General features: G+C 67.0%; 26 protein-coding genes, 1 tRNA gene and 1 pseudogene. 16 read left to right on the top strand and 12 right to left on the bottom strand.

All coding sequences use genetic code 11. The features are described from left to right. Positions 1–66: 66 nt before the first annotated feature. Positions 67–987 carry an alpha/beta fold hydrolase gene (locus ACFJI2_RS24270; protein WP_377702250.1) on the top strand — a complete coding sequence of 307 codons (921 nt, stop codon included), beginning with the start codon at positions 67–69 and terminating at the stop codon, positions 985–987. A gap of 81 nt (positions 988–1,068) precedes the next feature. Beyond that, positions 1,069–1,142, top strand: a tRNA-Gly gene (locus ACFJI2_RS24265). A gap of 17 nt (positions 1,143–1,159) precedes the next feature. Here ACFJI2_RS24265 and ACFJI2_RS24260 read toward each other — a convergent pair. Together ACFJI2_RS24260 and ACFJI2_RS24255 are read right to left on the bottom strand one after the other, a co-directional pair. Beyond that, the gene (locus ACFJI2_RS24260) at positions 1,160–2,638 is read right to left on the bottom strand and encodes a DUF4214 domain-containing protein (RefSeq protein ID WP_377702249.1); all 1,479 of its coding nucleotides are present in this window, start codon (positions 2,636–2,638) and stop codon (positions 1,160–1,162) included. A gap of 27 nt (positions 2,639–2,665) precedes the next feature. Next, positions 2,666–3,145, bottom strand: a complete 480-nt coding sequence (locus ACFJI2_RS24255; protein ID WP_377702248.1) for a hypothetical protein — start codon at positions 3,143–3,145, stop codon at positions 2,666–2,668. Between the two features lie 163 nt (positions 3,146–3,308). On the opposite strand from ACFJI2_RS24255, the gene trmB reads away from it, so the two are divergent. After that, positions 3,309–3,989 carry a tRNA (guanosine(46)-N7)-methyltransferase TrmB gene (gene trmB, locus ACFJI2_RS24250; RefSeq protein WP_107980238.1) on the top strand — a complete coding sequence of 227 codons (681 nt, stop codon included), beginning with the start codon at positions 3,309–3,311 and terminating at the stop codon, positions 3,987–3,989. Positions 3,990–4,009: 20 nt separating this feature from the next. On the opposite strand, the gene ACFJI2_RS24245 is transcribed toward trmB, so the two are convergent. Genes ACFJI2_RS24245 through ACFJI2_RS24235 form a run of 3 tightly spaced genes read right to left on the bottom strand, consistent with a single transcriptional unit; the run spans position 4,010 to position 6,833 of the window. Beyond that, a complete protein-coding gene (locus ACFJI2_RS24245) occupies positions 4,010–5,785 on the bottom strand; it encodes an amidohydrolase (protein WP_377702247.1) in 1,776 nt (591 codons plus the stop codon). Between the two features lie 56 nt (positions 5,786–5,841). Beyond that, positions 5,842–6,252 carry a c-type cytochrome gene (locus ACFJI2_RS24240; RefSeq protein WP_377702246.1) on the bottom strand — a complete coding sequence of 137 codons (411 nt, stop codon included), beginning with the start codon at positions 6,250–6,252 and terminating at the stop codon, positions 5,842–5,844. Continuing rightward, positions 6,252–6,833: a ferritin-like domain-containing protein gene (locus ACFJI2_RS24235; protein ID WP_107873643.1), complete on the bottom strand. Its 582-nt coding sequence runs from the start codon at positions 6,831–6,833 to the stop codon at positions 6,252–6,254. Before ACFJI2_RS24235 ends, ACFJI2_RS24240 begins: the two co-directional genes overlap by 1 nt. A 135-nt stretch (positions 6,834–6,968) precedes the next feature. Here ACFJI2_RS24235 and ACFJI2_RS24230 point away from each other — a divergent pair. Together ACFJI2_RS24230 and ACFJI2_RS24225 are read left to right on the top strand one after the other, a co-directional pair. Further along, positions 6,969–7,112 (top strand): annotated as a pseudogene (locus ACFJI2_RS24230) (HTH domain-containing protein); the annotation flags it as partial. A gap of 283 nt (positions 7,113–7,395) precedes the next feature. Continuing rightward, complete coding sequence (locus tag ACFJI2_RS24225; protein ID WP_377702245.1) at positions 7,396–7,599, top strand: hypothetical protein; 204 nt, start codon at positions 7,396–7,398, stop codon at positions 7,597–7,599. On the opposite strand, the gene ACFJI2_RS24220 is transcribed toward ACFJI2_RS24225, so the two are convergent. Continuing rightward, positions 7,596–8,495 carry a DMT family transporter gene (locus tag ACFJI2_RS24220; RefSeq protein ID WP_377702244.1) on the bottom strand — a complete coding sequence of 300 codons (900 nt, stop codon included), beginning with the start codon at positions 8,493–8,495 and terminating at the stop codon, positions 7,596–7,598. The two genes, ACFJI2_RS24225 and ACFJI2_RS24220, sit on opposite strands and share 4 nt — an antisense overlap. Positions 8,496–8,712: 217 nt before the next feature. Here ACFJI2_RS24220 and ACFJI2_RS24215 point away from each other — a divergent pair, with 217 nt between their 5' ends. Continuing rightward, on the top strand, positions 8,713–9,645 hold the full coding sequence (locus ACFJI2_RS24215; protein WP_377702243.1) for a helix-turn-helix domain-containing protein: 933 nt from the start codon (positions 8,713–8,715) through the stop codon (positions 9,643–9,645). A 130-nt stretch (positions 9,646–9,775) separates the two neighbouring features. On the opposite strand, the gene recQ is transcribed toward ACFJI2_RS24215, so the two are convergent. Beyond that, on the bottom strand, positions 9,776–11,602 hold the full coding sequence (gene recQ / locus ACFJI2_RS24210; protein WP_107873652.1) for a DNA helicase RecQ: 1,827 nt from the start codon (positions 11,600–11,602) through the stop codon (positions 9,776–9,778). Between the two features lie 9 nt (positions 11,603–11,611). After that, positions 11,612–12,445, bottom strand: coding sequence for an undecaprenyl-diphosphate phosphatase (locus ACFJI2_RS24205; RefSeq protein ID WP_377702242.1), 834 nt, complete (start codon positions 12,443–12,445; stop codon positions 11,612–11,614). A 217-nt stretch (positions 12,446–12,662) separates the two neighbouring features. Between ACFJI2_RS24205 and ACFJI2_RS24200 the strand changes: the two genes are divergently transcribed. After that, positions 12,663–13,874 (top strand): MFS transporter, encoded by a 1,212-nt coding sequence (locus ACFJI2_RS24200; RefSeq protein ID WP_377702241.1) that lies wholly within the window; start codon positions 12,663–12,665, stop codon positions 13,872–13,874. On the opposite strand, the gene ACFJI2_RS24195 is transcribed toward ACFJI2_RS24200, so the two are convergent. Next, positions 13,813–14,739, bottom strand: a complete 927-nt coding sequence (locus ACFJI2_RS24195) for a LysR substrate-binding domain-containing protein (protein WP_107873662.1) — start codon at positions 14,737–14,739, stop codon at positions 13,813–13,815. The two genes, ACFJI2_RS24200 and ACFJI2_RS24195, sit on opposite strands and share 62 nt — an antisense overlap. A gap of 106 nt (positions 14,740–14,845) precedes the next feature. On the opposite strand from ACFJI2_RS24195, the gene ACFJI2_RS24190 reads away from it, so the two are divergent. Together ACFJI2_RS24190 and ACFJI2_RS24185 are read left to right on the top strand one after the other, a co-directional pair. Beyond that, complete coding sequence (locus tag ACFJI2_RS24190; RefSeq protein ID WP_377702240.1) at positions 14,846–15,826, top strand: aldo/keto reductase; 981 nt, start codon at positions 14,846–14,848, stop codon at positions 15,824–15,826. Positions 15,827–15,915: 89 nt separating this feature from the next. Continuing rightward, positions 15,916–16,089: a hypothetical protein gene (locus tag ACFJI2_RS24185; RefSeq protein ID WP_161070942.1), complete on the top strand. Its 174-nt coding sequence runs from the start codon at positions 15,916–15,918 to the stop codon at positions 16,087–16,089. 64 nt (positions 16,090–16,153) lie between these two features. Here the strand turns inward: ACFJI2_RS24185 and ACFJI2_RS24180 are convergent, their stop codons facing one another. The 3 genes from ACFJI2_RS24180 to ACFJI2_RS24170 form a co-directional block, all read right to left on the bottom strand. Then, entirely contained in the window at positions 16,154–16,429 is a 276-nt protein-coding gene (locus ACFJI2_RS24180) for a YkgJ family cysteine cluster protein (protein ID WP_377702239.1), read from the bottom strand. 60 nt (positions 16,430–16,489) lie between these two features. After that, positions 16,490–17,122, bottom strand: a complete 633-nt coding sequence (locus tag ACFJI2_RS24175; RefSeq protein WP_377702238.1) for an HlyD family efflux transporter periplasmic adaptor subunit — start codon at positions 17,120–17,122, stop codon at positions 16,490–16,492. A 183-nt stretch (positions 17,123–17,305) separates the two neighbouring features. Next, positions 17,306–18,292, bottom strand: coding sequence for a CHAD domain-containing protein (locus ACFJI2_RS24170; RefSeq protein WP_377702237.1), 987 nt, complete (start codon positions 18,290–18,292; stop codon positions 17,306–17,308). A 214-nt stretch (positions 18,293–18,506) separates the two neighbouring features. On the opposite strand from ACFJI2_RS24170, the gene ACFJI2_RS24165 reads away from it, so the two are divergent. The 7 genes from ACFJI2_RS24165 (at position 18,507) to ACFJI2_RS24135 (ending at position 24,848) form a co-directional block, all read left to right on the top strand. After that, positions 18,507–19,745: a SpoIIE family protein phosphatase gene (locus tag ACFJI2_RS24165; protein WP_377702236.1), complete on the top strand. Its 1,239-nt coding sequence runs from the start codon at positions 18,507–18,509 to the stop codon at positions 19,743–19,745. Between the two features lie 12 nt (positions 19,746–19,757). After that, a complete protein-coding gene (locus ACFJI2_RS24160) occupies positions 19,758–20,315 on the top strand; it encodes a SiaB family protein kinase (protein ID WP_107873677.1) in 558 nt (185 codons plus the stop codon). Between the two features lie 17 nt (positions 20,316–20,332). Further along, positions 20,333–20,722, top strand: a complete 390-nt coding sequence (locus ACFJI2_RS24155) for a DUF1987 domain-containing protein (protein WP_377702235.1) — start codon at positions 20,333–20,335, stop codon at positions 20,720–20,722. Between the two features lie 4 nt (positions 20,723–20,726). Next, positions 20,727–21,443, top strand: coding sequence for a GGDEF domain-containing protein (locus ACFJI2_RS24150; RefSeq protein WP_377702234.1), 717 nt, complete (start codon positions 20,727–20,729; stop codon positions 21,441–21,443). 86 nt (positions 21,444–21,529) lie between these two features. Then, on the top strand, positions 21,530–23,767 hold the full coding sequence (locus tag ACFJI2_RS24145; protein WP_377702233.1) for an ATP-binding protein: 2,238 nt from the start codon (positions 21,530–21,532) through the stop codon (positions 23,765–23,767). After that, on the top strand, positions 23,764–24,396 hold the full coding sequence (locus ACFJI2_RS24140; RefSeq protein WP_377702232.1) for a response regulator transcription factor: 633 nt from the start codon (positions 23,764–23,766) through the stop codon (positions 24,394–24,396). Before ACFJI2_RS24145 ends, ACFJI2_RS24140 begins: the two co-directional genes overlap by 4 nt. Before the next feature lie 59 nt (positions 24,397–24,455). Then, positions 24,456–24,848, top strand: a complete 393-nt coding sequence (locus ACFJI2_RS24135) for a response regulator (RefSeq protein WP_377702231.1) — start codon at positions 24,456–24,458, stop codon at positions 24,846–24,848. Positions 24,849–24,854: the final 6 nt, after the last annotated feature.

Here is a 24,854-nt window from a genome sequence, read left to right as displayed (position 1 = left end):
GGCAATTCCGGGGCAGGGCGTTCCCATTGCAAAGTAGAATGGAGCAATTGGCAACCAGGGGTCTTCATGAAAAAACGCTTTGCATCCATGCTGTTTGCAGTCCTCATGCCATTTTCCGCACATGGCGCCGTAACTGAGCTCGTGGCCGACATAGGCGGAATCAAACAGGTCGTGGAAATCAGCACGGATGACGCGGCCAAGCCCGTTCTTTTGCTGTTGTCCGGCGGGCCAGGAAGTTCGATGATGAACAACGCGGAATCCTTCACCTACCTGCTGAAGGATAAGTTCACCATTGTCCAATGGGACCAGCGAAATGCCGGGAAAACCTTAAAGCTCAACCCTTCGCCCAGCCAGCCCACGCTGGCGCAGATGGAGAGCGACACGGATGAGGTAATCGACTTCGTCAGGAAAGAGCTGAAGCAGGAAAAAATCTACCTCCTGGGCAGCTCGTGGGGAAGTGTCCTCGGATTTCATGTCGTCAGGACCCGCCCCGGCCTGCTGCACGCGTATTTCGCGGTGAATCCCGTCGTCAGCCAGCTGGCGAGCGAAAAGGCGCTGCTGGACACCTTAAAGACCCATCTGAAGGAAAATCGCCAGGCGGGCAAAGAACTGGCCAGCGTGCGCATTCCCTTTCAGGCTGACGAAGACCTGTTTTACCTGCGAAAATGGCTCTTCTACAAGGAGGGCAAAACGTACGTAACCAGCGACGAGTTCAAGAACGGTTTCCTGCAATGGTCCAAGGTCTGGTCGCCGGTCTGGAACGAGGTGATGGTCACCGATTTGCCCAAGACCTTGACGCAGGTCGACTGCCCGGTATATTTCTTGGTGGGCAAGGATGACATCCAGACTTCCACCAGGATCACGACAGAATATTTTGAGGCATTGCGCGCGCCGAGGAAAGGGCTGTTCCTGTTCGAAAAATCGGGCCATCAGATTCATCGGGATGAGCCGGAAAAATTCCAGAAAACCTTGATCCAGGCTCTGTAAGCAAGCAGCCGACGGCTAAAGCGTCCGGTTCCGGTTGCGGGTTTGCCAACAACGTGCAAACCCGCGTAGAATGCGCCTAACGCGGGTGTAGTTCAATGGTAGAACGGCAGCTTCCCAAGCTTCATACGAGGGTTCGATTCCCTTCACCCGCTCCAATCAAATCTTTGTGGCCTCAGACAAACGGCGTGTAAGCGTAGCCGTTGGCGATGAGCGCCGCGTTCAGGCCCTGGCTCTCGGGGCTTTCCGAAAATCCCAGCATCACCTGCGGCACCGATACGCCACGCGCCAGTACTTCCAGCCAGAACTGCATGCCGCCCGGTTCGGGTTCGCGGTCCAGCGCGTTGTGATACAGGCTGGTGACGAGCGCCACCGGGTCCGTGGTGTTGCCGTACAGGTTCTTGAATTCGGGCGCCTGCGTGAAGCCGGTGGCGATCTGTTCCAGCGTGAGCCCGTTGTCCATGGCTTTCAACCAGAATCCGGCGCCGCCGACGTCGGGCGCGCGGTTGAAGGCGCTTTGGTAGAGGCGGAACAGCTGGCCGGCGCTGCCGTTGCTATCCAATGCCAGGCCGCTGTCGGAGAACTGGATGCGTTCAATGTTGACCAGCGTGTCGGCCAGGCCGCCGGCCGCCGCCGAGACGGTGTAGCCGCTGGCCGTCGCGGCCACGGTGTAGTCGGCGCGCTTGCCGGCGAAGACCGCCGTGTCCACGCCGTCTCCGCCGTCGACCTTGTGGCCGTAATCGTTCATGACGATGGTGTCCCTGCCGCTACCGGCGTTGACGGACAGGCGCGCGCCGCCGCCGGTGAGGCTGATGCGATCGTTGCCGGCGCCGGAGGCAATCAGCCAGTCGGTGTTGACGATGGCGGGCAAGGTCACGGCGATGGCATCGTCGCCGCCGAAGTTGGCGGCGTTGGCCAGCAGCAGCTGTTCGTTGGCCACCGTGCTGCCGGTGACGGCCATCTCCGCCCCGCTGATCTGGGCCGAACTGCCGTCCGTGTAGTACTGGGCGTAGGAGGTGAGCGTGCCACTGATGGCGGTGCTGGCGGTGTTCTGGCCGATGGCCGTGGAATCCCCCGACACGTTGAAGCTGCCCGTGATGCGGCCGCCCTGCTCGAACAGCTCGGTGGTGCGCGTGAGGGTGTCCACTTCGCCCGAGAACAGGTTGCCGTCGCTGGTGACGGCGCCGTGCGCTTTGAGCACCGTGTTGCCGATGGTGGCGTCGTAGCCGGTGCTGCCGCTGGTGACCAGCTGCTGCAGGGTGAGCGTGCTGATGGTGCCGCCCTGGTTGGACAGCAGCAGGCCGTTGCTGGCGGAGCTGGTGTAGCCGAAATTGAGCTGGCCGTCATACACCAGGCGGTAGTTGCCCGATACGTGGTCTTCCAGCGAGCCGGCCGAGAAGGTGCCGCTGGCGGCGCCCGGGGTGGTGTTGACCAGGCCCGCGAAGGTCTGGAAGGCGCCGTCGGGATAATCGAGATAGCCGTCCGGCCCCGCCAGGGAGCCGCCCGTGTAGACGTTGTGCGCCGTGGCGAAGTTGTAGCCGGCCTTGACGAACTTGTCGAAGTCCTGCGCCAGCGTGGCGGTCGGATGGGCCGCACGGTAGGTTTCCAGCGTGGCCAGCACGGACTGGCTGAAATCGATGGTAACAGTAGTCATTGCGTATCTCTTTGCTAAGGACGTCGGTCAACGGGACAAGTCTATGTCCAGCCATACAGCATACGCCAAATGCTTGCCTTCCCAAACAGCGCCGCCGCGTATGGCAGCGTCGCAGGAGACGGACTGGCCTTCGATCTCTTCGCGCCGCTGCGCTTCGCGGAAAGCTTGCGCGTCTTTCGGCGACAGGTAGCCGGTCATGCGGCCTTCGATGAACACCGCCACCGGCTTGTCGTCGTAGGGATTGAGCGGGTCCACCGCCAGCACGGCTTGCAGGCGGGTGTCGGCGCCTTTGTCGCCGTGCTGGCCCGCCAGCTCGCGCACCGTGGCGTGGTAGCGCGATTCGGCCACCACCTCGGTCAGCATGCGGCCGCCGTCGGACCAGTGCTTCACCGGCGCAGCCGGCTGCGCGGGCAGGTAGCCGGCACCCGGCGCCTTGCCTGCGGGCGGCGGCGGCGTGCGGAAGCCTTTTTTCAGCAGCAGGTACATGGCGGCCAGGGACAGTGCCATGATGGCAATCAGGAGTGCGTCGGTCATCGTCGGAAGGGGCTAGTCGGTCAAAGCCGTATTATGGCAGGCCGGGCTCACGTATAATGGTGGATCGTCCCTTGAATTTGTCTATTCCATGTCTTCCGATACTCCAAACGATAACCCGACCAATCCAGCACGCGCCATGCTGTATGACCCGACCGAACACCGCATCCGCAGCTTCGTCACGCGTGCCGGACGCCTGTCCACCGCGCAGGCGCGCGCGCTGGAAGAGCTGGGTCCGAAATTCATGGTCAACTATGCCAAGGCTCCGCTCGACTTCGAGCAGGCCTTCGGCCGCAAGGCGCCCGTGGTGCTGGAAATCGGCTTCGGCATGGGCGACACCACCTCGCACATCGCGCGCGGCATGCCGGAGAAGGATTTCCTCGGCGTGGAAGTGCACACCCCGGGCGTGGGCAGCCTGCTCAAGCAGATCGGCGAGCAGGGGCTGACCAATCTGCGCCTGATCCAGCACGACGCGGTGGAAGTACTGAACAATATGATCCCGGACGGCTCGCTGCATGGCGTGCACGTGTTCTTCCCGGACCCATGGCACAAGGCGCGCCACAACAAGCGCCGCCTGATCCAGGGGCCGTTCGTCAAGCTGCTCACCGAGAAGCTGGCGCCGGGCGGCTATCTGCATTGCGCCACCGACTGGCAGGAATACGCGGAGCAGATGCTGGAAGTACTGGGCGCCGAGCCTGGCCTGCAGAACACCGCCGAAGGCTACGCGCCGCAGCCGGCCTACCGTCCGCTCACCAAGTTCGAGAACCGCGGCCTGAAGCTGGGCCACGGCGTGTGGGACCTGGTGTTCACCAAGAAGTAACTACAGCGAACTACAGCGGATTACAGCGCACCCGCGTCGTAGACCACCTTCCCGCCCACCACGGTCTGCAAGACCTTGGTGTTGGCGATGTCCTCGGCCGGGACTTCCATGAAGTTCCGGTCCAGGACGATCAGGTCGGCCATCTTGCCGGCTTCCAGCGATCCCGTCTCCTTCTCCTGCCTCAGCGTGTACGCCGCGTTCATCGTCACGGCGCGCAGCACGGCCGCGCGCGGCATGCCGGGGGCCTCGCCCAGGCGGCCGGCGTACTCCGGCCCCGCATTCGGCGCGGCGGTGCGCGTCACGCCCACCTTCAAGGCAAACCACATGTCCAGCGGGTCCACCGGCCAGTCGCTGCCGTAGGCGATGCGCGCGCCCGCGTTCAGCAGCAGCGATTGCGGCTCGACGATGGCGTAGCGCTCCTTGCCCATGTATTCCTTCAGCGCGCCCACCGTGTCCGGCGCCGGCTTGGCCCATTGGAAGGACAGCACGGCCGTCGCGTCCAGCTGCTTGAAGCGGGGGAAGTCGGCCGGGTCCACGATCTCGTCATGCGCGAGCGCGGGGCGCACGTCCTTGCCTTCCGGCGTGGCGCGCAGCGCCTGCACCGCGTCCAGTGCGTCGCGCACGGCGCCGTCGCCGTCCACGTGGATGTGCGGATCGATGCGGGCCTTGGCCAGTGTCGACAGGGTGGACTTCAGCAGCGCCGGCGTGAAGTAGCTGTCCGGCCCTTTGCTGGTGCCCGGCGCCCAGTGCGGCTGCTGCGGCGTGCCCTGGTTGGTGTAATAGGGCGCGAGCATGGTGCCGGTGAGGGCCGGCGCGGCGATCACGCCGTCCATAAACAGCTTGGCGTGGCGCACCTGCATGGACGGTTCAACGCGCGTGGCGCCCTGGTCGAACTGCCTGGCCTGCTGGCGCAGTTCCTTGAAAGCCTTGCCGGAGATGGCGTCCTTGGGATCGATCAGCACCGCGAAGTGGGCGCGCGCGGTGAGCTTGCCTTGCTTTTGCAGCTGCGAGAAGGCGGTCAGCGTTTCCGGATCGGTGTAGGCGTCGAGGAAGGTGGTGATGCCCTGCTTGCGCATGGCGTCCAGCGCGGCGGTGGAGGCAGCCAGGTTTTCCTTCGGCGTGAGCACGGGCATGAACTTGCTCACCATGTCCTGCGCCGCGTCCTCCAGGATGCCGGTGGCGTTGCCGGCGGCGTCGCGCGCGATCTTGCCGCCCTCGGGGTCGGGCGTGCGGCGGGTGACGCCGGCCAGCTTCATGGCGCGCGAGTTCAGTAGCGCGGAATGGCCGAAGGACGACCGCACGACCACGGGGCGGGTGGTTTTCAGGCTGTCCAGCGTGGCGCTGGTGAGCTCCACGCCGTCCGGCAGCATGCCCTGCTGGAACCAGTTCACCACCCGCAGCCAGCGCCTGGGGCTTACCTTCTTGGCCTGGTCCTGGTCCAGGCAGGCCTGGATGCGGGCCTGGAACTGCGGCACCGTCAGCGGCTGGTAATCCAGGCTGCAGTTGAGCAGGCGCGTGCCGCCGGACTGCGGGTGCATATGGCCGTCCACCAGCCCGGGCATCAGCATGCGGCCTTGCAGGTCGATGACACGGGTCTGGGCGCCGGTGTGCTCGTCCGCGCCGGCATTGCCGCCCACGTAGACGATGCGGCCGCCGCGCACCGCCAGCGCCTGCTGCACGCTGTCCTGGGCGTCCACCGTGTAGACGTAGCCGTTGCGGTACACAATGTCCGCCGGCGCCGCATGCGCGCCTGCAGAGAGCAGCGAAAGTATCAGAGCGATTGCGGATCGGGCCATGCACAGTCTCCTTGGAAGGCGGTAAGGAATGATACTGTGGAATTGGCCCGCCGCGATCAGCGCGGCGGCGGCGGCTTGCCGGCCGGCTCCAGCGTGCGCAGATAGGCGATCAGGTCGGCGCGGGCCTGGGCGTCGGCGACCGCGTAGTTCATGGACTGGCCGGGCACCAGCTGCTCCGGGTTGCTCAGCCAGCGGTCCAGCGTGCCGGCGTCCCACACGATGCGCGAGCGCCGCAGCGCGTCGCTATAGGCGAAGCCGGCGAGCGATCCCGCCTTGCGTCCGAACACGCCCCGGTGCGCCGGCCCGGCCATGCTGACGTCGACCGAATGGCAGGCGATGCATTGCTGGCTGTAGAGCTGCTTGCCCCTGGCGGCGTCCCCGCCCGCCTGGGCCGCGCCGGGCGGCGCGGCCAGCGCGAACGCCGGCAGGCAGAGCAGGGCGCGCAGCGCGGACCGCAGCGTAGCCATCACGCGCCGAACATCATGGCCTTCGCCAGCGGCTGGCCCAGCGCCTGGTTGAGGATGGTCCAGTGTCCCACCTCGTCCGCCGCCAGGCGCGCCGCCACCTTGGCGTAGCCGTGGTCCTTGAAGGCCGGGATCACGCCCAGATAGGCATTGGTGGCGCCCAGCTCCAGCGAGGCGGCCAGCGTCAGCACGTCGTTCTGGCTGCGCAGCGCGGCCGCGTTCAGCGCGGTGGCGTAAGCTTCCAGCGATTTTTCTTCCACCGGTTTGCCGCCCAGCTTGCGGATCGCATCGATCAGCAGGTCGCGGTGCACTTTGTGGTCCGCCTGGAACTTCAGCGCGATGTCGAGCACCGGCTTTTGCAGCAGGCCGCTCTTGGCGCCCAGCGTGTAGGCGTTGATGCCCTGGTGTTCCAGGCCGAGGGCGGTGTTGAGGATGCCGATGTCCGCCGCGACGTCGCCCTGGCCGGCGGCTTGCGCGCCATGCCCGGCGAGCAGCAGCACCGCGCCGGTGGACAGCACGGCGGCGCTGCTGTTGCGCAGGAAGGAACGGCGGGGAAGGACTTGAATGGATGGATGGGCTGGCATGGCGTACTCCTGGCTGGTGGGTGGGTGATGACTATCAGCATAGCCAATTTAAAATACTTTGTACAGTTATATGTGTTTTAAGTTGGTTAATGCCGCGCATGCGGTAGAATGAAGACATGAACATCGGGGGAAATCATGCTGGACATGCTGGGAGACAGGCAGAAGGACTTGCTGCGGCTGCTGCTGAAAAACAAGGCGGGCATTACGGTGGAGCAGATCTCGGACGGCCTCGCGATCACGCGCAGCGCGGTGCGCCAGCATATCGCGGCGCTGGAGAACGAGGGGCTGGTGGGCAAGGGCGCCAGCCGGGCCACGCGCGGGCGCCCGGAGCAGCTCTACATCCTGACGGACAAGGGGCGCGAATGCTTCCCGCGCCACTACGCGTGGTTCGCCCAGCTGCTGATCGAATCGGTGCAGCGCGAAGTGGGTGCGGAGGGCATGGAAGAACGCTTCCAGACCATGGGTACGCAGGTGGGCCAGCAGTTGCGCGGCCAGCTGGCGGGCGGCTCGCAGCCTGCCGAGCGCCTGCGGCAGTTGTCGGGCGTGATGGCGGACCTGGGCTATGCCGCCCGCGTGCCGGGCGGCCCGGGAATCGGACCTGATCGAAGCCGACAACTGCGTCTTCCACAACCTGGCCACGGCCCATCCCCACATCTGCAAATTCGACCTGGCGCTGATGTCCGCCTTCAGCGAGCGCGACGTCGAGCACCAGGAGTGCATGGCGACGGGCGGCCAGGTCTGCCGCTTCAAGTTCAGGCAGCCCTAGGTAGCGGCCTTGCGCGCGCCCAGGGCGGGCCAGGACGGCATGAAGGCCAGCAGGTTGCCCATCAGGACCAGCGCCAGGCCGCAGAAAGCCAGCGCGCTCCAGTGGTAGTCCTCGAACACGGTGGATGCGCTCAGCGCCACGATGGGGAACAGGACCGTGGAATAGGCCGCGCGGTCCGGGCCGATGCGGCCCACCAGCATCAGGTAGGCGGTAAAGGCGATCACCGAGCCGGGGATGGCGAGGTACAGCAGCGAGCCGGCATAGCGCGCGCCCGGCTCCCACGTGAACGGCATGCCCAGCACCAGCGCGCCGGCGGTGAGGATGGACGCGCCTATCATCATGGCCCAGACGTTGGTCAGCCACGGCGCCAGGCCGAGCGCCTGCATGCGGCTCGAGAGCAGGTTGCCGGTCGAGAAGCACAGGGTGCCCAGCAAGGCCAGGCACAGGCCGGCCAGCATGCCGCCGTCGCCCCAGTGGCCCCGCATCTGCGGCAGGAACAGCAGGGCGATGCCGCCCAGGCCAAGCAGGGCGCCGCCCACCACTTGCGGGCGCAGCGCGCGGCCCAGGAACAGTCGGCCGTTCAGCGCGTTCCAGATCGGCGCGGTGGAAAACACCACGGCCACCAGGCCGCTCGGCACCCACTGGCTGGCGTAATAAAAGCACAGGAAATTACAGCAAAACAGCGCCACGCCCTGCGCCGCCAGGTAAGGCCAGGCCGCGCGCGGCGGCCACACCTTTTTGCGCATGGCGAACAGCACCAGCAGCAGCACCGCCGCCGCGATCCAGAAGCGGTAGGCGATGGACACGGGCGCGGGCACCACGCCGAGCTGGAACTTGATGGCGATCCAGGTGGTGCCCCAGATCAGGACAGTGAGCAAGTAAAGAAAAGCGTTCATGGAGCGGTCCGGTTGACTAAGAGCCTGCATCATCCCGCCGCCGCGCCCCCGCCGCTTGTCTCCGCTTGCGCAAATCGCGCCACCTGGCCCCAAGCAACCTGAGCCGCATTCGGGGTCAGACCCCGAATGCGGCTCAGGCTGCTTAGGGATTGTCTGATCTTGCGCAAATGTGGACGGGGGCGGGGCGGCGGCTGGGTGGGCGTGCTAGACTTTTTGCATGGCTACCATTTCCCGTCCCGTTTTCGATACCGCTGCGCCGCCCGGCGCGGAAGCGATTTCGCATGCGGTGTTCAAGACCATGTCGAATACCGATGCGACGCTGGAGCGCTTCGCCTGGCTGGGCGACGGCTTGGCTGCGGCCATCTGGCAGCGCGAGACGGATGAGGAAGTGACCACTTACTCCCAGCCCGGCCATCACACGTTTTCCTGCTACCTGGGCGGCGGCTACCGCACCGAGCGCAATGGCGCGGGCGTGGCGCCGGGGCAGTACGGGGCGCCGAAGCGGCTGTGCACTTTGCCGGACTGGCACGAGTCGCACTGGCTGGTGCGCGACAAGCTGCGCCTGCTGCATGTGTATTTCATGCCGGAGCATTTCACCCAGCGCGCCGTGGTGGAGCTGGACCGCGAGCCGCGCGAGCTGACCCTGGCCGACCGCACCTATTTCGAGGACCCGCGCCTGGTGCAGCTGTGCGAGGAGCTGGTGTCCGCGCCGTGGCAGGGCGCCGACGCGCTGCTGCGCGTGAACGAGATCACGCACGCCACCTTGAGCGAGCTGTTGAAGTCGCAATCGATGATAAACCCGGGCGCGCGGCTGCGCGGCGGGCTGGCGCCTGTGGTGCGGCGCAGGCTGGCCGAGTATATCGATGCGCATTTGGCGGATGCCATCACGCTGGGCATGCTGGCGCAGGTGGCTTGCATGTCGGAGTTTCACCTGGCGCGCATGTTCCGGGTGTCGTTCGGGATGCCGCCGTCGGCCTGGGTAGCGCAGCGCCGGCTGGACCGGGCGCGCAGCATGCTGAAGTCGACCGAGCTGCCGCTGCAGCAAGTGGCGGACGCCTGCGGCTACGCGGACCTGAGCCATTTCAGCCACCGCTTCCGCGCCGCCGTCGGCGCCCCGCCCGGCCGCTACCGCCAGATCATCGCCGCCTGACCCCGTAGCCCAGCCGGATGCCAATGCCGGGAGCCAACCCCGAACCCCGGGGTCAGATCCGGCAACCTGCCAAAATGTCCTGTTGCCGGACCTGACCCCGCGGTTGAGGTTCGCGGTTTTGGGCCGGGGTCTAGAGCATCTCGGCGATGAGGGCGACGATTTCGTCGCCGTAGGAGGCGAGTTTTTTTTCGCCCACGCCGCTGATGCCGCGCATGTCGTCCAGCGAGGTGGGCTGGGCCTTGGCGATTTCGCGCAGGGTGGCGTCGACAAAGATCACGTAGGCCGGCACGCTGTGCGCGCGCGCTGTCTCCACCCTCCACCAGCGCAGCTTGTCGAAGATGGCTTGCTCCTTGCCGGACAGTTCGGTCTCGGCGTAGCCCTTGGCCGCCGCCGCTGTGGAGCGCTTTTGCTTGACCGGTTTCTGGTACTGCCGCAGCTGCACTTTCTGCCCGCCCTTGAGCACCGGCCGCGCCGCGTCGGTGAGCTTGAGGGAGCTGTATTGTTCGTGGTCCACCGTCACCAGCCCGAGCGCGATCAGCTGGCGCAGGATGGCGCGCCATTCCTGTTCGCTGCGGTCGGCGCCGACGCCGAACACGGACAGGGAATCGTGGTGCCAGGTCTTGATGCGTTCCGTCTCCACGCCGCGCAGCACTTCGATCACGTGCCCGGCGGCGAAGCGCTGGTCCACGCGGTAGATGGCCGACAGCAGCTTCTGCGCCGGCACCGTGCCGTCGAAGCTCACCGGCGGGATCAGGCAGGTGTCGCAGTTGCCGCAGGGCGTGGCCTGTTCGCCGAAATAGTCCAGCAGCCGCACGCGCCGGCAGCTGAGCGTTTCGCACAGGCCCAGCATGGCGTCCAGCTTGGTGCCCAGCACGCGCTTGAAGGTTTCGTCGGCTTCCGACTCGTCGATCATGCGCCGCTGCAGCACCACGTCCTGCAGGCCGTAGGCCATCCAGGCGCTGGCGGGCATGCCGTCGCGGCCGGCGCGGCCGGTTTCCTGGTAGTAGCCTTCGATGGACTTGGGCAGGTCCAGGTGGCACACGAAGCGCACGTCCGGCTTGTCGATGCCCATGCCGAAGGCGATGGTGGCGACCATGACGATATTGTCTTCGCGCAGGAAGCGGGCCTGGTTGGCGGCGCGCTTGGCGTGTTCCATGCCGGCGTGGTAGGCCATGGCGCGCACGCCGTTCTCGTTCAGGAATTCGGCCGTCTCTTCCACCTTCTTGCGCGACAGGCAGTAGACGATGCCGGAGTCGCTGCCATGTTCGGCGGTGATGAAGTCCAGCAGCTGCTTGCGGCCGTTGGCTTTCTCCACGATCTGGTAGCGGATGTTGGGCCGGTCGAAGGAGGACACGAACTGCATCGCGTCTTCCAGCTGCAGGCGCTGCACGATCTCGGCGCGGGTCTGCTGGTCGGCAGTGGCCGTGAGCGCGATGCGCGGCACGTTGGGGAACTGCTCGTGCAGGATGGACAGCTTGATGTACTCGGGCCGGAAGTCGTGGCCCCATTGCGATACGCAGTGCGCTTCGTCGATCGCGAACAGTGCGATGTTGGAGGCCTGGAACAGCTCGAAGCAGCGCTGCGTCATCAGGCGCTCGGGCGCCACGTACACCAGGTCGATCTGGCCGGTGCGCACCAGGCGCTCGATGCGGCTGGCTTCCTCGTAGGTCTGGGTGGAGTTCAGGAAGGCGGCGCGCACGCCCACTTCGGCCAGCGCGTCCACCTGGTCCTGCATCAGGGCGATCAGCGGCGAGATCACCACGCCCACGCCGTCGCGCACCAGCGCCGGGATCTGGTAGCACAGCGACTTGCCGCCGCCGGTGGGCATCAGGACCAGCGCGTCGCCGCCGTTGCTGACATGGTCGACAATTTCTGCCTGCTGGCCGCGGAAGGCTGGGTAGCCGAAAACGGTCTGGAGCAGGTTGAGGGCGCGTTCGCTGGTGTCCTGATTGGTCATTTCATTAACTTAGTCGGCCCACACTACGAGGCCGGAATAGGCGGTGGCAATGACCACCAGTCCGAATATGATGCGATACCACGCAAAAATTGTGAAGTCGTGCGAGCTGATATAGCGCAACAACCAGCGCACGCACAGGAAGGCCGACACAAACGCGGCCACCAGGCCGACGCCGAACATCGGCAAGTCGGCCGCCGACAGCAGCGCGCGTTCCTTGTACAGCGAGTATACCGTGGCCGACAGCAGCAGGGGAATGGCGAGGAAGAAGGAAAATTCCGTGGCCGCCTTGCGCGACAGGCCGAACATCATGCCGCCGATGATGGTGGCGCCGGAGCGGCTGGTGCCGGGAATCAGCGCGAACGCTTGGGCGCAGCCCACTTTGAGAGCGTCCAGCGCGCTCATGTCGTCCACGGTGTGCACCCGCACGGCGGCCGGATTGGCCTTGGCGCGCTTTTCCACCCACAGGATGATGAGGCCGCCCACGATGAAGGCGGCGGCCACCGGAATCGGCGAGAACAGGTGCGCCTTGATGGCCTTGTTGAACAGGAAGCCGAGAACGGCGGCCGGCAGGAAGCCGATGACCAGGTTGACAATGAAGCGCCGCGCCCTGGCTTCGCTGAACATGCCGCTCAGCACCGCAGTCAGGCGCGCGCGGTATTCCCAGATGACGGCGACGATGGCGCCGGTCTGGATCACGATCTCAAACACTTTCACCTTCTCGCCGACGAAGTTGAGCAGGCTGCCGGCCAGGATCAGGTGGCCGGTGGAGGAAATGGGCAGGAATTCGGTAAAGCCTTCTACCAGGCCCATGATGAAGGCCTGCAAAGCGAGTGTGATGTCCATGTTTGTCGTAATAGCAAGTGATATGGGAAAAGGGCGTCGAAGCTTACCATGCCCGGCCGCGTTCGCCATGGCCCGAATCGGGCGCGCGGCGCATTGTACCTTGCCTGTGATAAGCCTTGCTTATCACAAGGCGCCGAAAGACGAATTGGATGTAAACCGGCGGCAATTCCATACTTCAGCCATCCACTTTATGCAGGAGGCTGTCATGAATACAAACATGAACACAAACAACAATACAAGCGCGGTACCGAAAGGATTGATTACGCTGCTGGCGCTGGTGTGCGGCGTGTCCATCGCCAGCGGGTATTACGCGCAGCCGCTGCTGGGCGACATCGGCCGCTCGCTGGGCGTGTCGGAAGCCTACGCCGGCGCGCTGCCCATGTTCACGCAGATCGGCATCGCCATCGGCGCGCTGCTGTTCCTGCCGCTGGGCGACATTGTCAATGACCGCAAGCTGATACTGGCCATGATCAGCGCGCACGTGGGCGCGCTGGTGCTGGTGGCGCTGGCGCCGTCCGCGCCCTCGCTCACCTGGGCCAGCGCGCTGATGGGCGTCACCACCATCACGCCGTATCTGCTGCCGGCCTACGCGGCCAAGATCGTCGGTCCCGAGCAGCGCGGCCACGTCACAGGCCTGCTGGCGCGCGGCATTTTCGCCGGCATCCTGCTGGCGCGCACGGCCAGCGGCTACATCGGCCACTACACGGACTGGCGCACGGTGTACTGGATCGCCGCCGCGCTGATGCTGGTGATGACGGCGCTGCTGGCCTGGCGCCTGCCGCCCACCGTGCCGCGCAGCGACTTGAGCTATCCGCGCCTGCTCGCTTCCATCTGGACCGTGTTCCGCCAGCAGCCGGTGGTGCGCTACGCCGCCGCGCGCCAGGGGCTGGTGTTCGGCGCCTTCAACGCCTTCTGGATCAGCCTCGTGTTCTACCTGGAGACGCCGCGCTTCCACATGGGCAGCGACGTGGCCGGCCTGTTCGGCGTGATCGGCGCGGCCGGCGCCTTCGCCGCGCCGCTGTTCGGCAAGGTGGCCGACAAGCGCGGCCCGGTGTTCGCCGTGCGCCTGGGCACCGGATCGGCGCTGCTGGCTTGGGTGGTGATGGCGCTGTTCGGCCAGCACCTGGCCGGGCTGGTGGTGGGGGTGCTGCTGCTGGACCTGGGCGTGACGGCGTCGCACGTGTCCAACCAGACCATGATTTACCACCTGGGACAGGACATCCGCGGCCGCGTCAGCACCATCTACATCCTCGGCATCTTCATCGGCGCGGCCGTCATGTCCGGCCTCACGGCCTGGGTGTGGAGCTTGTGGGCCTGGCACGGCGTGTCCGCGCTCGGCATCGCGGCGACCGGGCTGGCGGTGGCGGTCAGCTTCTTGCAGCAAGATCAAGCTGGGCACGGCGCGCTTCAGCCGCAACCAGCTCGATAAACTCCAGCACCAGCGAGCGGTCCTCGCCGCTGCGGGAGAACACCTGGACCTGCAGCGGCGCCATGTCCGCCACCGGCTTGACCACCAGCCCGGCCGGCGGCGATGAAAACACATAGGTGGTGCCCACCATGGTGCCCATGCCCTGGCTCACCAGCGACATGCCCATCTGGGCTTGCGAGGTCTGGTAGACAAAGTTTGGCGTGAAGCCACGCGCGCGGCAGGCGTCCACCATGCGGTCGTACAGCACGGTGTTCACGCCGCGCTCGAACATGATGAGGCGCTCGCCGCGCAAGTCGTCCACCGTCACCGTGGGACGCGCGGCCAGCGGGGCGTCCTCGCGCACCAGCACGGCCCAGCTGGAATCGAAAATCGGCCGCGCCAGCAGGCTGCCGTCCTCCGGCAGCGGCGCCACCTGCACGCCGAAGCCCACGTCGATGGTGTGCTTCTGCAGCGCATCGGCCTGCAGCACGGAGCTCATCTCGTGGCGCTGCACGCGCATATTGGGGTAGAGCGCCTGCAGCCGTATCAGCGCCGGCGGAATGAACACCAGGTTGGTGTACTCCACCAGGCCGATGGACAGCGAGCAGCTGCGGTAATGGCCGGCCTCGCGCGTGAGGCGCAGCGCGCGGTCCATCTGGCCGAACATGGTGTCGAGTTCGTCGCGCAGCACCACGCCGGCCGGGGTCAGCTCCACGCCGCGCCGGTCGCGCCGCAGCAGCTCCACGCCCACGGTCTGCTCCAGCTTGGCGATCTGCTGGCTCAGCGCAGGTTGCGTGACGAAAGCCAGTTCCGCCGCGCGCCGGAAATGCAGTTCCTTCGCCACGATGGAAAAATAGCGCAGCTGCCGAAGTTCGATTCCTCTCATACGTCCTCACTTACAACCCATGGTGGTTTCTGTTTTACCATGCATGATATAGATACAAGGCCGGGCGCGCGTTATAGTGACCGGCCGGACCACAAGGAGAGCTTGCATGGAATACGTGAATCTCGGCCGCACCGGCCTGAAAGTATCGCGCCTGGCGCTGGGCTGCATGACCTACGGCGTGCCCGACCGCGGCGGCCACGAATGGACGCTGGACGAGGAGCATAGCCGCCCCGTGATCCGCCACGCGCTGGAGTCGGGCATCAACTTCTTCGACACCGCCAATTCGTATTCGGACGGCACCAGCGAGGAAATCGTCGGCCGCGCGCTGCGCGACTTCGCCCGCCGCGAGGAAGTGGTGATCGCCACCAAGGTGTACTTCCCGCAGGGGAAAGGGCCGAACCAGCGCGGCCTGTCGCGCAAGGCGCTGATGGCGGAAATCGACAACAGCCTGCGCCGCCTGGGCACCGACTACGTGGACCTGTACCAGATCCACCGCTGGGATTACGGCACGCCGATCGAGGAAACGCTGGAAGCGCTGCACGACATCGTCAAGGCCGGCAAGGCGCGCTACATCGGCGCCTCGTCCATGTACGCCTGGCAGTTCGCCAAGGCGCTGTACACGGCCGACCTGCACGGCTGGACGCGCTTCGTCACCATGCAGAACCAGCTCAACCTGATCAACCGCGAGGAAGAGCGCGAGATGCTGCCGCTGTGCGCGGCCGAAGGCATCGGCGTGATCCCCTGGAGCCCGATGGCGCGCGGCCGCCTCACGCGCGACTGGGCCGAAGCCAGCAAGCGCTCGGACACCGACCTGATTGCGAAAGAAATGTACACCGCCACCGAAGCGTCGGACCGGCTGGTGGCCGAGCGTGTCAAGCAGGTGGCCGAAGCGCGCGGCATCCCGCGCGCGCAGGTGGCGCTGGCGTGGGTGCTGCAAAAGTCCGTGGTCACCGCGCCCATCATCGGCGCCGCCAAGTTCTCCCACGTGGACGACGCGGTGCAGGCGCTGTCGGTGCGCCTGACGAAGGAAGAACTGGCGCTGCTGGAGTCGGCCTATGTGCCGCATCCGGTGGCGGGCTTTAGCTGACGCTGGCCTGGCCGCCTCTGTTCGCCAGCGCACTGTGCGCATGGCGGCCGGGGCGTAAGGTGGCAGTTCCAGCCATCAAGGAGATTGCCATGAGTAAGCACAGCAACGATCCGCGCGAACAGCAGCAGCGCGAGGCGCAGCAAGCGCAGCAGGAAGCGGCCAAGAATCAGCAGCGCGCCGAGGAAGCCGAGGTGGCGGGCCGCCACAAGAACGACGGCCAGAAGGACCACAAGGGCGCCGACAAGGGGCCGCGCGGCCAATAGGTACGCCGGGCGCTGTGCCTGCAGCGTGCACAGCGCCTGCGGCGCCCGCAGCATCCGCACGCGCTTAGGGCGCGGTAGCGCGCTCCAGCTCCGCCAGCCACACCATGGCGTGTTCGCGGCTGCCGCCGCACATGTCGGCAGCAGGCTGCAGGCCGGCGCAGAAGGCCGGCCGTTCAGGCTGGCCGAAAATCTTGCAGCGCATGTCGTCGGCCAGCTGGATGCAGCGTACGCCGGCCGGCTTGCCGTCTGGCATGCCGGGGATGGGCGAGGTGATGGACGGGGCGGTGCAGCAGGCCCCGCATCCGGGACGGCACTGCACTGCGGTTTCTGCTGTTGTCATGAGTACACTGTTGTAGCTGCGCGGCGTTTCGATAAGAGGCCGACAGTATACTCCTGCGCGCTACGGCCGCAGCGACGGCCAGCTGCTCAGCGCAAACGTCGCGCGCGCCTGCTGGCCCGGCTGCAAGCCGGCCACTTCGCCCAGTTCCAGATACAGCTTGGCGGTCTGCATCGGCTTGTCGCCCTGCGAAATCACGATCACCTTGTGCGCCTTGACGCGCTGGTTCAGCGCGGCGATGTCCACCTGCACCGGTTCGTCCAGGTTCAGTTCGCGCAGCCGCGAGCGCGGCACCGAGGCCACTACCCGCATGCGGGTGGGGTCGAACACGGTGAGGATGTGCCGGCCCGGCATGGCCACTTCGCCTACCTTGGCCATGATGGCCGAAACGATGGCGTCATACGGCGCGGTGATGTCGCTGCCGCCGACGCGCGCCAGCAGCTGGCCCGCTTTCACGCGGTCGCCGGCCTTCACCAGCATCTCCGTGATTTCGCCCGCCACGCTGGAGCGCAGTGTGCGCTGGCGCAGCGCTTCGGCATAGGCGTCGCTGATGCGGGTTTCGGTGGTTTCCTGCGCAGCGGCGCTGCTGTTGGTAGCGGAAGCAGCGGAAGCAGTGGAGGCCTTGGAGGCCGCGAGGGCGTCCAGCGGCATCAGGCTCAGGAGCGGCGAGAGTGCGGCCGCGGCGCAAAAAGTCATACTGGCCAGCGATTTTTGGGCTGGCGTAGGCAAGGTCAAAGCCATGGTTGGGGCGTCCCTGAAGTGTTATATTTTTTATCATGTCCGTGCGGTGCGGGGGTGGGGCACGCGCGGGCAAGTTGCCGAGTATATAAAACACTTGGGAGGAATGCATGCAAATTGTCGAAGGCTGTTGTTTCGGAGTCAGGCCGGGGCGCGCGCGGCCTTGACGCTGCGCCAGGCCTTGCGCAGCTTGCCCCCGCCGCCATGCTGGCTCGAGGCCAGGTAGCCGCGCATGAAGGCTGCGCTGCCGTCCAGCCGCGCTTCGCCGTGCTGCAGCTTCTTCAGCAGGCCGTCGGCCACGGCGGTGTCGTTCAGCCAGCCCAGTTCATCCTGCAGCCGCGACAGGCTCTCAATATAACCGTGCACCTGCCGCTTCGGGTATAGCGACTGGAAAAACTCGGCCGCGTAGCGCGCGCGCTTGGCGGCGATGCGCACCCGGTGGCGCATGCGGTCGCACTTGGCGTCGGCGCCCGCGCCGCGCAGCTTGCGGCCGCGCTTGAGCAGGCGCTTGCGGCTTTGCTCCAGCACCTCGTCCGCAAAGCGCCGCGTGGGCCTGGCCAGCGCGTTGCGCTGCACCGCGCTGCAGTGGCTGCGCCAGGCCGCGTCGTGCAGCCAGCTGCCCAGGTTGCGCATCAGCTCCGCGTAGCGCTCGGTGCTGACCGCCTCGGCCGCCGTGGCGCGCAGTTCGTTGGCGCGCGTCTCGGCCGCCAGGCGCACCAGCACCAGTTCCATATCGTCCGGCAGGTCCTCGGCCACGCGCGGCAGGGTGGATGCGGCCAGCACGTCCCAGTCGCGCGCCGCGCCCAGCTGCTCGCCCAGCCAGCGCAGGTCGGCGCGCAGCGCAGCGGGCAGCTCCAGCAAGGGTGAAAACAGCTTCAGCGCCGAGCGCAGGCGGCGCAGGCCGACGCGCATCTGGTGCAGCGCCTCGGGCGCATTGCCGCGCGCGACGGCGGGGTGGTTGGCGGCGATCTGTTCGCGGCAGTTGGCGGCGATGCGGCGAAATGCCTGTTCCACGCTGAGTTGCCTGTTCAGTGCCAGCGGCGCGGCGCGCACGGCGCTGTTGTCCGGTTCCGCGCGGTGCACTTCGGCGATGGCCGCCGGGTCCACCGTGTCGAGATGGGCGTTCATGGCGTGTCCTCCTGATGCAGAAGCTTCACCTTAGCACTTTGCGCCACCAGGCCGCGCTAGCTTGCTGACAATAAAGTTGCCGTATCGTCATACCCGTGTAACAAAGGCATGGCAAGATGCCGCCTGTTCATCTCTCTCCCAATGGATGTTTAGGCCCGCACACTCCCCGGTGCGGGCCGTTTTTTTCGAACGACTTCTCTAAAAGGAACCGGCTGTGGAGTTCAATGCATCGCGCCTGGATCTGCCCCGCTTCCGTCTGTCGACGGCGGCCGACTTGTGCATCGAAACGGTGTCCGTGCAGTCGGACATGAGCAACTTCGGCGTGCTGGAGCTGTTCACCGAACGGCGCGACCTGATGAGCCTTCCCGTCATCGAGAACGAGCGCCCGATCGGCCTGATCAGCCGCAACATCTTCATGTCGCAGATGTCCAAGCCCTTCTACCACGAGGTGTACGGCAAGAAGAGCTGCATCGCCTTCATGGACAAGGAGCCGCTGATCGTGGATGCGGCCATGAGCATCGAAGCGCTCACCTTCCGCGCCGTGGAGTCGGGCGAGAAGGCGCTGGCGGACGGCTTCATCATCACGCGCGGCGGCGCCTTGGGCGGGGTGGGCTTCGGCCTGCAGCTGATGAACGTGGTGGCCAATATGCAGGCCGAGAAAAACCGCCAGATCATGCACAGCATCGACTACGCCAGCGTGATACAGCGCGCCATGCTGCGCACCTCGCGCGCGGCGCTGGCCGACACGCTGGCCGATGCGCACCTGGTCTGGCAGCCGCGCGACGTGGTGGGCGGCGATTTCTACTATTTCGCCAGGTACGAGGACGGCTGGTTCGCCGCCATCGCCGACTGCACCGGCCACGGCGTGCCGGGCGCCTTCATGACGCTGATCTCCTCGTCCATCCTGACGCAGGCCTTGCAGACACTGGGGCCGCGCGATCCGGCCGCGCTGATCGCGGAGGTGAGCCGGCGTGTGAAATCCATGCTGGGCCAGATGGAAGGGCAGGGCGGCGCCACCGAATCGGACGACGGCATGGACGCGGCCTTCCTGTGGTTCGAGCCGTCCAGCCGCAAGCTCAGTTTCGCCGGCGCGCGCCTGGCGCTGCAGATCCTGCCGCCGGAACCGGCCGATTCGGACGCGCTGGTGCAGACGCTGGACAGCGACCGCATGGGCGTGGGCTATGTGGACACGCCGTTCGGCTTCAGCTGGACCGCGCGCACGGTGGAGGTGGCGCCGGGCAGCCTGCTGTTCATCACCACCGACGGCCTGATCGACCAGATCGGCGGCCCGCGCGAAATCGCCTACGGCAAGCGCCGCATCCGCGACGTGCTGCTGGCGCAGCGCGCCGCGCCGGCCGCGCAGCTGAGCCAGGCCTTGCTGGACGATTTCCAGGCCTGGCAAGGCGTGCAGCCGCGCCGCGACGATCTCACCTTTTTCTGCTGCCGTCCTTAGGAAGGAACGATTTTGCTCTACGAAGAATTCAACGAGTTTTGGGACGTGGCGCGCAAGCGCAACATCATCTTTTTCTACGCCGGCTATTTCTCGCAGCACGTGGTGGCGGCGATTGCCGAAACCATCAAGGCACGCCTGGACACGGCCGGTGCGGCCGGGCCGACGCGGCGCCGCATCTTCTCGTCTTTCGTCGAAATGTCGCAGAACATCATGCACTACTCGTCCGACACGCTGACGCCGCACCACGCGCAGGAGAGCCAGATGCGGCGCGGCTCGTTCTGCATCGGCATGCGCGAGGACAGCTTCTTCCTGCTGTGCGCCAACCCGGTATCGACCGAGAGCGTGGACGCCATCCGCGCGCGCCTGGAGCCGCTGCACAGCATGACCATGGAAGAAATCAAATCCGCCTACAAGAAGGCGCTGCGCGACGAAACCCCTGCCGACAGCAAGGGCGCAGGTCTCGGCTTCCTGACCATGGCGCGCGACGCCAGCGCGCCGCTGGAGTTCGAGTTCGTCAAGGAGACGCACGACCCGGATACCACGGTGTTCTGCATCAAGGCCATTATCTGAACAAGAAAAGCTACGTCATGGAACCCTACTACATCTCTGCTTCACCCACTTCGCCCGAGATTGATTTCCGCTTCGACCGGCACACGCTGTCGATCAAGGGCGAGTCCTATCCGGAAAACGCGGCGCTGTTCTACGGCCCGGTGATCGAGCAGGTGCGCGCCTACCTGGCCGGCTGCGGCCGGGCCGACATCACCGTGAACGTGTCGCTGGCCTACTTCAACAGCTCCAGCACCAAGATGCTGTTCACGCTGTTCGAGGCGCTGAACCAGGCCGCCATGGACGGCTGCGCGGTGCGCCTGAACTGGTACTACGACGAGGACGACGACACCATCCTGGAATTCGGCCAGGAACTGCAGGACGACTTCGGCGCGCTCGCATTCGTCAACCACCCCGTCGCTCACCACTGAGGCCATGGTGGAACCGGACCTGTTCGCCGCCGAAAGCGCGGTCCTGGCGGCCGCGCGCGCGGCGCACGAGGACGACAGCGCCGGCGCCGCCGACTACCGCCGCGTGCTGGGCGAAATGATGGTGCACTACGAGCGCCTGATGCGCGAGACGCGCCGCCTGATCCGCCGCAGCGACCGTGCCGAGCGCGATATGAACCAGCTGAACCGCCAGCTGCACGAACTGGCCGGCCAGCTGGAATACCGCGCCACGCACGACCCGCTGACCGGGGCGCTGAACCGGGCCGCGCTGATCGAACGCGCCAGCCGCCTGCTGGAGCAGGGCGACATGGCGCTGATCGTGCTCGACATCGACCACTTCAAACAGGTCAACGACGATTTCGGCCACCCGGCCGGCGACGCGGTGATCCAGGCCGTGGTGCGCTGCCTGAGCGCGCTGCTGGGCGAGCGGGTCGACATCGGGCGTGTGGGCGGCGAGGAATTCTCCGTGGTCTGGCCCACGCGCTACGCCGCCGAGGCGGCCCTGCTGGGCGAGCGCATTTGCCACGCCATCGCGCGCGAGGTGTTCGCCGCGCCCATCGACCGTCCCGTGACGGCCAGCGTGGGCATCAGCTGGAATCCCTGCGGCACGCCGTTCGAAGCGGCCTACCTGCGCGCCGACGAGGCCCTGTACGACGCCAAGCGCGCCGGCCGCAACTGCGTGCGCCTGGCGCCGTTCCATTAAGCGCGGGGCGCGGAAAAACAGCCACCTGATGGCGTTTCTGCAATAGAATCGACAGGTCGTCTTCGCCAGCAGGAGGTGTACCGCCCATGCGCTCGCCCGAGCCGCATCCCCCGCGCAGGCAAGCCATCGGCGTGCGCGCGAGCCTCGCCCTGCTTGTCCTGGGCTGCGTCTTGCCCATGGCCGCAGTGGCTGGCTTCTTGATAGTCGACTTCTACACCCGCGAACGCGCGCAGCTGCTGGCCAGCACCGTGGGCCAGGCGCGCTCCATCATGGCCGCCGTCGACGGCGGCTTCACCCGCACCGAGGCGGCGCTGCTGGCGCTGGGCACCTCGCACCAGCTGCAGCGCGGCGACCTGGCCGGCTTCCACGCGCGCGCCGTCGAGGCCTTGCGCGACATCCGCGCCGACAGCATCGTGCTGATTGAACCAGGCGGCAAGCTGCTGCTGTCCACGCGCCGCCCCTACGGCGAGCCGCTGCCCACGTTGCCGCCCACGCCGCTGCTCAAGCACATCCTGGGCAGCGGCCAGCCCGGCGTGTCCGACCTGTTCGCCGCGCCCGTGGACGGCCGGCTGATCTACACCATCGGCGTGCCGGTGCGGCGCGGCGGCGCCATCGTCATGACGCTCAACGCCACCGCCTCGCCGGACCAGCTAACGGGGCTGCTGGCCGAACGCAAGCTGCCCGACAGCTGGCGCGCCGCCATTATCGACGGCAGCGGCAGGACTGCGGCGCGCTCGCACGATATCGCGCGCTTCCTCGGCCGCGCCACCACGCCGGCCCTGCAGCGCCAGCTGGACCTTGCCGACGAGGGCGGCTTCGAGACCACCACGCTGGAGGGCATCCCGGTGTACACGGTGTACAGCCGCTCGGCCGGCAGCCGCTGGAGCGTGGCGCTGGGCATTCCGCTGGACGAACTGACGGCCGGCCTGCGCCGCTCGCTGGCCTGGCTGATCGTGGCCACGCTGGCCGCGCTGGCGGCCGGCCTGGTGCTGGCCTGGCGCATCGGCGGCGGCATCGCGCGTTCGGTGCGCGCGCTGGCCGGGCCGGCGGCGGCGGTGGCCTCCGGCGAGGTGCCCGTGATCCCGCCGCTGGCGCTGCGCGAAGCCAATGAGCTGGGCCTGGCCCTGCAGCAGGCGGCGGCCACGGTGCGCGTTGCGCAGGCCGAGCGGCGCGAAAGCGAGCAGCAGCTGGCGCTGGCGGCCGAGGCGGCGCGGCTGGGCATCTGGGTGCGGGACCTGGCGCGGCGCCAGGTCTGGGTGTCGCCCTCGTGGCGCGAGCTGTTCGGCTTCCGTCCGTCCGAGCCGGTGTCGGTGGAGGCGCTGCTGCAGCGCGTGCACCCGGACGACTGCGCTGCCGTGCGGCGCGTGCTGGAGCAGGCCAGCCGCGGCGGCCGCTACGAGATCGAATACCGCATCGAACTGCCGCAGGGCGGGCTGCGCTGGGTCGCTTCGCGCGGCAGCTGCGAAACGGACAGCGACGGCACGCCGCTGCGGGTGCGCGGCGTGGCGCTCGACATCACGCAGCGCAAGCTGGCCGAGCTGGAAATGCAGCAGAAACAGCGCGAAGTGACGCACCTGGCGCGCGTGGCCACGCTGGGCGAGCTGTCCGGCGCGCTGGCCCATGAGCTGAACCAGCCGCTGACGGCCATCCTGAGCAACGCCCAGGCCGCGCAGCGCTTCCTGCGCCGGGCCAGCCCGGACCTGGACGAGGTGGACGCCATCCTGGCCGACATCGTGGCCGAGGACCAGCGCGCCGGCGAAATCATCCGCCGCCTGCGGCGCCTGTTCGACAAGCGCGAGGCGCCGCTGCAGCCGGCCGACGTGAACCAGCTGGTGATCGAGGTGCTGCGCCTGCTGCGCAACGACCTGCTCAGCCACGGCGTGGCGCTGTCGTCGGTGCTGGGGGCCGGCGGCGCGGCGGTGCTGGCCGACAGCGTGCAGCTGCAGCAGGTGCTGATCAATCTGCTGATGAACGCGGTCGACGCCATGGCCCTGACGGAAGCGGGCGGCAAGGCCATCGGCGTGCGCACCGCGCTGGACGACGACGGCTGGGTGCGCATCAGCATCGCCGACTGCGGCAGCGGCATCCCCACCGCCGCGCTGGAGCAGGTGTTCGCACCCTTCTACACCACCAAGGACAGCGGCATGGGCCTGGGCCTGTCGATCTGCCGCAGCATCGTGGCGGCGCACGGCGGCCAGCTGTGGGCGGAGAACAATCCGGACCGCGGCGCCAGCTTCCATGTGCGGCTGCCGCCGTTGCCGGCGCGCGAGTCAGTACCGGCAGCGGCGGCAGCGGCGGGATCGGCAGCGGGAGCGGCGCCATGAACGCCAGCATGAACGGCGCCGTGCCGCCGCCGTGCCGGGTTTTCCTGGTGGACGACCAGCCGGCCATCCTGAAGGCGCTCACGCGTTTGCTGGCCTCGGCCGGTTTCGAGGTGGCGCCGTACGACTCGGCGCAGGCCTTCCTGGCCAGCGGCAACGCGGCGGCGCCGGGCTGCCTGGTGCTGGACCTGTCCATGCCGGACATGGACGGCATGGCGCTGCAGCAGGCGCTGGCCGGGCAGGGCAGCGCGCTGCCGCTGATCTTCCTGACCGGCCACGGCGACATCGCCAGCGGCGTGCGCGCCATGAAGCTGGGCGCGTTCGACTTCCTCACCAAGCCGGTGGACGACGGCAAGCTGCTGGCTGCCGTGCAGGCGGCGCTGGAACGCAACGCGCAGCAGCGCACGGCGGATGCAGAACGCGAGGAGCTGCGCCAGCGCCACGCCAGCCTGACGCCGCGCGAGCGCGAGGTGATGGCGCTGCTGGTCGAGGGCCTGCTCAACAAGCAGGTCGCGGCCGAGCTGGGCACGGTGGAAAAAACCGTCAAGGTGCACCGCGCCCGGGTCATGGCGAAAATGCAAGTGCGCTCGCTGACGGCGCTGGTGCGCCTGGCCGACAGGCTGCGCGGCTGACAACGGCGTAGGGCCAAGGTCCAATATCGCGGCGCCGCCTGCCGCGTTATCTTGGCAGCATGGACACCAATCATCTTCCCTGGGTCGCCGTGGTCGACGACGAAGCCGCCATCCGGCGCGCCTTGCTGCGGCTGCTGCGCGCGGCCGGCATCCCGGCCTGCGGCTACGAGGGCGGCGCCGCGCTGCTCGCCGCGCTGCAAGAGGAGGCCGGCGCGCCGTACTGCGTGGTGCTGGACCTGAACATGCCGCATATGTCCGGCTTCGAAGTGCAGGCGCGGCTGGCCGAACTGTCGCCGCGCACCGGCGTCATCGCCGTCACCGGCCACCACTCGGCGGAAGGGCAGGCGCGCGTGCAGCGCGCCTGCGCACTGGCCTACATGCTGAAACCCATGAACGACCAGGCATTGCTGGAGGCGATCGCCGTCGCCCGCAGCGGCTGGGAATGCCCATAACAACAG

This window comes from Pseudoduganella sp. UC29_71, from assembly GCF_042693265.1.
GTDB lineage: Bacteria > Pseudomonadota > Gammaproteobacteria > Burkholderiales > Burkholderiaceae_D > Rugamonas.
The sequence above is the reverse complement of the archived record's forward strand: the minus strand, read 5'-3'. Positions and strand labels throughout refer to the sequence as shown.